Origin of the sequence: Chamaesiphon sp. VAR_69_metabat_338 (assembly GCF_031423935.1) — a bacterium.
In the GTDB taxonomy this organism is placed as follows: Bacteria; Cyanobacteriota; Cyanobacteriia; order Cyanobacteriales; family Chamaesiphonaceae; genus Chamaesiphon.
Window position 1 is genome coordinate 1 of sequence record NZ_JANPGM010000248.1, and the last position, 6,954, is coordinate 6,954.

Consider the following 6,954-nt stretch of genomic DNA (forward strand, 5'->3'; position numbering starts at 1 on the left):
TGGATCGATCGCCCAGCTAAAGTGATAGGATGTAGCCAGTCGTGGACAACGCTAGATCGATCGAAGATCGATCCAGTCGTAAATAGCCACGGAAATCGATGGGGAAAGATTGGTGCAAAATCCAACGCTGTCCCGCAACTGTAATGTACTCAAGATGCCATAATTTGAGACCCAGACTGGCTTAAATCTTGAAGTAACTGAGTCAGAACACCCATTAGTTAAAACTAAATTACGTTCATCTGCGAGGTTCAAGGTGACAAAATATCAGTATCGAAAAATTGCTACATTGTCAGCAATGGTCGGCTTGAGCAGCTATTTAGTTATTGGTTCGCCGACTCCCGCCCATGCCATGCACATTGCCGAAGGCTATCTACCCGTCCAGTGGGCAGTATTTTGGTGGATGGCAGCTCTACCCTTCTTTGTCTTGGGCGTACGCTCCATCAACCGGATTACCCAATCACATCCAGAACTCAAGCTACTCCTAGCCTTAGCAGGAGCTTTTACCTTCGTCCTCTCAGCACTCAAGATTCCCTCCGTCAACGGCAGCAGCTCTCACCCCACTGGTACGGGGCTGGGTACAATTCTCTTCGGCCCCTTGGCGATGTCGGTCATCGGGGGGTTAGTGTTGCTGTTTCAGGCGATGCTACTCGCACATGGCGGACTGACAACCTTGGGAGCCAATGCATTTTCGATGGCAATTGTCGGCCCGATGGTTGCGTATGTTGTCTACAAATCGATCGCCAAAACTGGCAATCAAAAAGTTGCGGTATTTCTAGCTTCAATGTTGGAAGACTTATGTACTTATTTAGTAACTGCGGTACAATTAGCTCTAGCTTTTCCAGCCGAGCAGGGTGGATTTATGACTGCATTTATCAAGTTTGTTGGTGTCTTTGCGATTACCCAAATCCCCTTAGCCATTAGTGAAGGTTTGTTGACAGTACTAGTGTGGAACTGGCTTCAGGATTACGGTCAACAAGAGCTAAAAATACTTGGACTATTTCAAAAAGGAGGGAATTTAGATGCAGAAATCATCAATTAACATCTTGCTATTAAGCGGTGCAGTTATTTTGTCGATCGCTCCAGTCTTGATGTATCAAGGTAAAGAATTTAAGGCGACAGATAGTATCAATATCACGGCGATCGAGCAAGTCAAGCCTGGATATAAGCCTTGGTTCGAGCCGATCCTGAAGCCTTCTGGCGGCGAGATCGAAACATTTTTATTTGCGACTCAAGCCGCGATCGGATCGGGAGTAACTTGTTATATTCTCGGCTTATACAGAGGTCGCACCGAACGTCGGAAAAACGATGAAACCGCCACTGTCAAGCAACATCACGATTAAGTGAATATCCACATCGACACTCTGGCTTACAGCAATCGGCTGCGCCATTTGCCACCAGCGCAAAAACTCGGCTTGGCTTTGGCAGTAATCGCGATCGTCCTCGTCAGTCACTATCCAGTACAGATCGTCATCTTGCTGTGGATGAGCGTGTGGATTGTCATTTATGCGGGCATTCCTTACCAAATTTACGGTGGGATGCTCTTAGGAGTCTCCATGTTTGTGCTAACTAGTCTGCCAGCTTTAATCTTCGAGTATGTCGATCGGATCTCGGTGGCTTTCCAGCTCGATATTCTGTGGCAAATGCCGATTGGGAGTGGACATATTTACCTCAGTCACAATGGTTTGATGAGAGCGATTTCGGTAGCGATCCGTTCTTTAGCTAGTACTTCTGCGCTGTTTTTCGTCGTGCTGACGGTTCCCGCGATCGATTTAGTGCGGATCTGCCAGCAAATTGGCTGTCCGACGATTATTGTCGAACTGTCTTTGCTGATTTATCGCTGCATTTTCTTGCTGGCAGATACCGCCCAAACCATTGTCACCGCTCAAGTTTCGCGAGGTGGCTACCGCACTCAGCGGCTGCGGCTCAATAGCTTGAATTTACTAGTGCGGCAGTTGCTCGTACGTACTGCTAGCCGCTATCAACAGTTGAGTTTGGGCATCGCGGCACGGGGTTTCGATGGCGAGTTTCGGTTTTGGCAACCTGCTGCTTATGAATATTCGGCACGTTACGCGCGCGAATCGATCGTCGGTTGTTCGCTTCTTGTCATTGGCGAAATCTTGTACCGAAGCTCGATTGCGACAATGTAGCTCATAACAGCAGTTTTTCAGATAGTAATGTGCGGATGGTATAACAATTAAGTACTCATGCAGATCTGAATACAATCGGTTATCAATAAATAGCTCTAATTTACATGGCATCCTAACTGGACGATCGTTTTGGCAATCCTAATATCCAGTGCAGACATTACCTTTTGTAATCGATCGAAGCCGACTGCATGGTAATTATTAGCTTCATAGCGTTGGATTTGCTGCTCGTGAACGCCAATTTTTTCAGCTAGTTCCTTCTGTGTCAACCCCGCAGCAATCCTGGCTTCGATCGTTACAGCTGGGAGATCTTGAAACGATTCGATCGAAAACTGATTAACTTGCCCACTTTTGAGCAAATCGTACTCAGCAATTTCCTGATGTAATTCTCCGATCGAAATATTTAAGCTATTTTTTCGCGCCAGTATCAGTCGAGGGTGCAAGTCACCAGGTACATCTAGTGCAGCTAGATCGAGTTTAAAATCTCTTAATTTAGTCTGGGTAGTTTTATATTGACGTTCATTTTGAATCATGACTTAACGCCTTATTGAGTAATAAATTCTTTGGGGTCTAGGGCAATTACACCCTTGGGTCTGCCCTCTCGGTCGGTTTGGAAAAAACCTTCATAACTGGGTAGATCGAATAGTCTGCCACCAAAAGCAATCTGCTGGTCGTTCGCATTTTCAACAAATAGCGGGTCGAGAATATCTGGATTGAGTTGAAAATCTTCATACCAACCATCAAAATCGTTAGGGTATTCCTTGTTAGTCACAAAACTGCCGCCAATAATTACCCGCCGACAACCAGCAACACCAAGTTTACGCAGCGCGGCGGCTAGACCAGTCGCTAATCTCTGTCGCTGAGTGTTGATGGCAAACCTCTGCATAAACTCTTGCCAGCTAGTTTCATAGACACCTGGGGGAGATATCCTAAGTCGTTAAACTCTGGAATGGGCATTAAAGCAACTCAACATAAAAGTTGTATTAAATCCACCATGGCACAACTTATATGTTGGGTTCGTTGCTTTTTCGGAAAAGTTAACAAGGGGATGAAGTATCGCTTTATCGATCGGCTTAAAGTTTATTGCCATAAACCTAATGCGGCTCTAAATCCTATTGTAAGCCACCGATCGATTCGCCAGAAGCGACACTCCACGAACGAGTAAAATAGAAAGACTTAATACCCTATCGTCCATGTCTGATACATCCACATCGGGCGGCATCCCCTTAAATCTTTTGGTGCGCGAACGGGACACACGTTGCAAAATTGAGATCGGGAGCTATGTCTGAATATTTGCTGGAGTTTGATGGTGTTGATTATAGTTATCCGATGGCAACGGCTCCGGCGTTACAAGGATTGAGCTTGCGATTGCCCAAGTACAAAAAGACCGCCCTAATCGGGCAAAATGGGTGTGGAAAATCGACACTATTTCTAATTGCCGACGGTTTGGCCAAACCCGATCGCGGTACCGTGACCCTAGATAATGTCCCATTGAAATTCGATCGAGCCGCACTCCAACGCTGGCGACAGCGGGTGGGATTGGTATTTCAAGATCCCGAGCAGCAGCTCGTCGCCCCAACTGTCGCCGCCGATATTTCTTACGGTTTATTCAACCAGGGTTTATCGGAAGCGGAAGTAGCTGCCAAAGTCATGCAGACACTGGCTGATTTTAATCTAGAATCGCTGGCAATGTCCCCGCTGCAACACCTGAGCTTGGGTCAAAAAAAACGGGTGAGCATCGCTGGTGTCATGGCTCTCCAACCAGAGTTATTATTGTTAGATGAGCCGACGGCTTATCTCGATCCCGTCCAAACTCGCAACCTCCTGCTCGAACTAGAGGCGATCGCCAAGCGGGGAACGACGTTATTAATTGCCACCCACGATCTAGATTTTGTGTATCAGTGGGCGGATTGGGTACTGGTGATGGAGCGCGGGCAACTAGTTGCTGAAGGTGAAACTTTAGCAGTATTCGATCGTCTCCAATCTCTGCCAGATTTTAAATTGGGAATGCCAATTTTATGGCAAATGTGGTCGCGGTTATCGGCTAGAATGCCCGCAGTTCCCGCTCCCCGCTCGATCGATGAATTTACTAAATATCTCGAAAACTATCGATCGCTAACCGATCCTCCAGCTTAGAAAATCTTAGTTTAATTCATGAGATTTGTTACATAAATGGGTCGAGGAGTTAGGTTAGGTATTATTTTATAAAAAGTACACCAGATCGATCTTTATTGTCTACATACCGATCGGAATATCGATATCGATCGCTACATTCTATCTTAACAATAATGGTACCAACTTATGTTATCTCACTTTAAAACTCATACTCCCGAAAGATTCTTGCTCCAACCATTCATCTGGAGTTTGACACTAATTAGTTGCTTGGCTGCGCTACCTAGCGATGCTCGCCAACTTGCCAAGGTAAATTTATTTCCCACTACTGGTAGAGTTTTAAAGCTCACGAATGGGGACTTGATGTGTTATGTCGATCTGCTCGATACTCGTGGCAAAAAACATACGTTAGGTGCTGATTTTGCCATTTGCGATCGTCCTCAATTCGTAGATCGACTAGTGAGCTTGACTTATCGAATGGTTCAAATCAACCATTGCCAAGGGAACGATCGCTGCGGTAAGACGATCGCTAAAAATTTGATTGTCAAAATGAGATTACTATCCCGTAAATAATCGATCTTAATTAGTCATAATTTGCTCGAACAGTTCGTGCTGACGATCGATAATTTCACCATTAAACATATTCACGATGCGATCGGTTGCCGATTGCAGCAGCGGATCGATTTCTGGCTCTTCAGTCTCCTCCAGATTAGTTGCCGCGCGATCGATATCTACTGAGTCGGGCGGCTCGGCAAAATCGACTGGTGGCTCCTCTATTACTGATGTTGACTCGATCGGTTGCGGATCGATCGGTACTGGGGGCATGAGCGGAATTGGCTCTGGCTGAACGGCAATGGGTGCTGGCGTTGTAGTTAGTGGTGGTGGCGAGTCGATCGTGGCCGCTGGTTCATCGCGCAGATCGTCATCGACCTCTACTTCGCTCTCGTCATCGTCTAGATATTCGCCCACCGTGGGAATAGCAGGAGTAGCCATCGGCGCAGGAGGGACAGTTTCAACCGGCGGCGGTAGCGGCGGTGGTGGCGGTGTAGCAATCGGTGACGGTGTGGCGATCGGCGCAGCTTGGAGCGTTGCCGCAGGCTGGATTTGGCTTTTGCCCGAGACTTCTAGTTTCACGGCGATCGATCGACCGCAAATGCTACTGAAGACTTTGGCCAGTTCGGGCACTTTACCAGCCGCGATCGTTTGCATGGTACTAGATTTCATCGCGATGATCGCTTGGATATCGGAGATCGAGATCAACTTACCAAAAGGTCTAAATAAGTCGCGACTGGCCGGTAAAAGCTGCTGTAACACCCGTTCCCAGGTATTGCTTAGGTCTTCCGTTCCGATCGCCGCTGTCGGGGCGGGAATGACTGCTGGCGGGGGTGCCTCGAATGTCTTGCCGTCTGTCTTGTCGCGTTCTATGCCGGAGGAAACCTCCAGCTCACGCGCCGCTGCTGGCGGTTGAATCGCTGGTGGAACGTTTTGGGGTGGAGGTGGGCTAGGTGGTGGGGCAGCAACAGTCCTAACGGCTGGTGCCGGTGGTTGGACTGCGGGTTGAGAGGGGATCGCATTGACACTCAGCAAACCCAGAACGGCGATTTCTAGCCATAATTGCGGCTGAGTTGTATGCTTGAGCTGAATTTCACTTTCTTTAAGATGCTGTTGTCCCGCCAGAATCCAGCTCAATTCCCAACCTTGGGCAATTTGCACTAGATCCTGCCATGTTTCACCAGTAAGCGCGACTAGATCCGGACGTTTGGGCGCAGTTTTGGCGATCGTCAAATCGCGGTAGCAGCCAGCAAGATTTTGGAGAACTGTCAGCGGTTCTTTTCCCCGCTCCAAGATCGCTCGCACGCGATCGAGCAAATTCTCTGGATCGGCAGCCGCGATCGCCTTTAAAATATCTACTAGATCTCGTTCTGGCACCGAACCGATCGCATCGTACACTCGATCGGGCGTAATCTCGCCATCGAGCAAACTCAACCGATCGAGCAAGCTTTCGGCATCGCGCAAGCCACCTTGGGCGATTTGGGCGACAAGCTGCACGGAGGCTGGGGCGATCTCGATCCGTTCGATTTTGGCAATCTCCGTCAGATGCGATACCATCGCCGCCACGGGAATCCGCCGATAGTCAAATCTTTGACAGCGGGAAATAATTGTGGGTAAAACTCGCTGCGGATCGGTAGTGGCCAGAACAAATACTACCCGATCTGGTGGCTCCTCTAAAGTCTTCAGCAGCGAATTGAATGCTGACGTAGTGAGCATGTGGCAATTATGCACCAAGAGTCCATTCGCCACAAAATTATGATTATCTTTAACCTCCAGATCGTAGACTTTTTCCTCCCCACCGAGGCTCACAGATTCGATCGTTTCCAAACTTGTATGCCATTGAGGGGATGGAATAGGGCTGTAAGTCTGCCAACCATTGACGGCTGGTTTTAGCGTTAAATCCGATGTAGTAATAGAGCCGCATTGACCCACCTCTTTTGTAGGACTTAACATCGGCTGAATAGCCTCGATCTGTAAGCCAGCTAGCAATAAGTTCGTTTTCTGACAAAGAGTATCCTTCTGTGTGCAGATGGACTGTGGGACTTCCTTCTGGACTGAGGCTGAGGGAACCATCGTCGAAATACCACCAACTGAGTCCTTCGAGATCGATCTGTTGCAGCCATTCAATGTTAACTGTCTTGCCTTT

At 47.9% G+C, this 6,954-nt stretch carries 8 protein-coding genes, 1 pseudogene and 1 riboswitch; of the genes and pseudogenes, 5 read left to right on the forward strand and 4 right to left on the reverse strand.

Going from position 1 to position 6,954, the window contains the following annotated elements; translation table 11 throughout:
* The first annotated feature begins 56 nt into the window (after positions 1-56).
* Positions 57-234, forward strand: a riboswitch (cobalamin riboswitch).
* Between the two features lie 61 nt (positions 235-295).
* From RMO84_RS07300 to cbiQ, 3 genes are read left to right on the forward strand one after another with little or no spacing between them, the layout of a single operon-like run.
* Complete coding sequence (locus RMO84_RS07300) at positions 296-1,039, forward strand: energy-coupling factor ABC transporter permease (RefSeq protein ID WP_396135796.1); 744 nt, start codon at positions 296-298, stop codon at positions 1,037-1,039.
* Complete coding sequence (locus RMO84_RS07305) at positions 1,020-1,340, forward strand: energy-coupling factor ABC transporter substrate-binding protein (protein ID WP_310487807.1); 321 nt, start codon at positions 1,020-1,022, stop codon at positions 1,338-1,340. Before RMO84_RS07300 ends, RMO84_RS07305 begins: the two co-directional genes overlap by 20 nt.
* Positions 1,341-2,147: a cobalt ECF transporter T component CbiQ gene (gene cbiQ / locus RMO84_RS07310; protein ID WP_310487808.1), complete on the forward strand. Its 807-nt coding sequence runs from the start codon at positions 1,341-1,343 to the stop codon at positions 2,145-2,147.
* A 95-nt stretch (positions 2,148-2,242) separates the two neighbouring features.
* Here cbiQ and RMO84_RS07315 read toward each other — a convergent pair whose 3' ends face one another.
* Both RMO84_RS07315 and RMO84_RS07320 read right to left on the reverse strand, forming a co-directional pair.
* Positions 2,243-2,677 (reverse strand): helix-turn-helix transcriptional regulator, encoded by a 435-nt coding sequence (locus tag RMO84_RS07315; protein ID WP_310487809.1) that lies wholly within the window; start codon positions 2,675-2,677, stop codon positions 2,243-2,245.
* 11 nt (positions 2,678-2,688) lie between these two features.
* Positions 2,689-3,030 carry a DUF6932 family protein gene (locus RMO84_RS07320; protein ID WP_310487810.1) on the reverse strand — a complete coding sequence of 114 codons (342 nt, stop codon included), beginning with the start codon at positions 3,028-3,030 and terminating at the stop codon, positions 2,689-2,691.
* Between the two features lie 395 nt (positions 3,031-3,425).
* Between RMO84_RS07320 and RMO84_RS07325 the strand changes: the two genes are divergently transcribed.
* Both RMO84_RS07325 and RMO84_RS07330 read left to right on the forward strand, forming a co-directional pair.
* Positions 3,426-4,280 (forward strand): ABC transporter ATP-binding protein, encoded by an 855-nt coding sequence (locus RMO84_RS07325; protein ID WP_310487811.1) that lies wholly within the window; start codon positions 3,426-3,428, stop codon positions 4,278-4,280.
* A 165-nt stretch (positions 4,281-4,445) separates the two neighbouring features.
* The gene (locus tag RMO84_RS07330) at positions 4,446-4,829 is read left to right on the forward strand and encodes a hypothetical protein (protein ID WP_310487812.1); all 384 of its coding nucleotides are present in this window, start codon (positions 4,446-4,448) and stop codon (positions 4,827-4,829) included.
* 6 nt (positions 4,830-4,835) lie between these two features.
* On the opposite strand, the gene RMO84_RS07335 is transcribed toward RMO84_RS07330, so the two are convergent.
* Positions 4,836-6,761 carry a DNA polymerase III subunit gamma/tau gene (locus tag RMO84_RS07335; RefSeq protein ID WP_310487813.1) on the reverse strand — a complete coding sequence of 642 codons (1,926 nt, stop codon included), beginning with the start codon at positions 6,759-6,761 and terminating at the stop codon, positions 4,836-4,838.
* Positions 6,760-6,936: pseudogene (locus RMO84_RS21320) on the reverse strand (hypothetical protein); the annotation flags it as partial. The gene RMO84_RS07335 and the pseudogene RMO84_RS21320, both read right to left, overlap by 2 nt.
* Between the last annotated feature and the right edge of the window lie 18 nt (positions 6,937-6,954).